Raw genomic sequence first — 396 nt, forward strand, 5'->3', positions numbered from 1 at the left:
TTCCACAGCTTTTTGTCCAGCAGCTCCCGGAGCACTACGCTTTCCTGTGCGTCCTCCTCATAGCAAATATAGCCCTTGTCCTTGAAGCCGCATTTTTTGGCCGCCGGGGAGAGAACGGCGGCTACCTCGTTTGCCACCATCGTTCCGCCGTGGCTGGCGGTAGATACCAGAAACACCCCCGGACAGAGGGTTTCACAGCTCTGTACTTCGCCCCACGGGGAGCTTTTCGGCGCATGGAACATTCCGCCCGTCCGGCTCCGGTCCGCCTGCATGAGCGCCGCCTTTTCTAAGATGGCTTTCAGTTCCGGGGAAAAATAGGCATATTCCCGAAGGACACGGGCGGCCTCCCCGCCGCAGGCGTTCATCAACAGGGTATAGGCGTCGCTGTCCGCTTTG

General features: G+C 59.6%; 1 protein-coding gene. It reads right to left on the bottom strand.

Going from position 1 to position 396, the window contains the following annotated elements:
- Positions 1–396: DUF7007 domain-containing protein (locus tag PG722_RS14010; protein WP_442867863.1), on the bottom strand; the 396-nt coding region annotated here is incomplete at both ends.

Origin of the sequence: Butyricicoccus sp. OF27-2pH9A, from assembly GCF_027693185.1 — a bacterium.
Taxonomy (GTDB): domain Bacteria; phylum Bacillota; class Clostridia; order Oscillospirales; family Butyricicoccaceae; genus Agathobaculum; species Agathobaculum butyriciproducens.